Genomic DNA, 435 nt, shown 5'->3' on the forward strand with positions numbered 1-435 from the left:
GGTTTGGTGCGCAGGGGCGGACGGCCCGGGTGGGGGACCTCGCGATCTTCTAGGGTGGGGCTGTGGCCCGAAGTGTGTATCTGACGAGCGTGGGGTCCGGCGGGGGCAAGTCGACGATTGCCCTCGGGTTGGCGGAGTTGCTGTCCCGCCAGGTCGGGCGGATCGGCGTGTTCCGGCCGTTGGTGGCCGACACCGGCCAGGACCCGATCCTCGCCCTGCTGAGCGAGCGCTACCGGGTCGAGATGCCGCTGTCCGAACTGGCCGGGGCGAGCTACGCCGAGGCTTCGGCGCTGGTCGCCGACGGCCGACGGGAACAGCTCATCTCCGCGATCGTCGAGCGCTACCGGGCGGTGGAGCGGCAGTGCCCGGCGGTGGTAGTGGTGGGCAGTGACTTCGACGAGCCGGGCGACCCGGCCCACCCCCGGGAGCTGGCCT

The 435-nt window shown here is 72.2% G+C and carries 1 protein-coding gene; it reads left to right on the plus strand.

The window, feature by feature from the left end:
• Positions 1 to 62: 62 nt before the first annotated feature.
• On the plus strand, positions 63 to 435 hold a 373-nt coding region (locus tag KBX08_RS33470; protein WP_210787743.1), incomplete at its 3' end, for an AAA family ATPase.

Origin of the sequence: Micromonospora sp. H61, assembly GCF_018070325.1 — a bacterium.
Classification (GTDB): domain Bacteria; phylum Actinomycetota; class Actinomycetes; order Mycobacteriales; family Micromonosporaceae; genus Micromonospora; species Micromonospora salmantinae.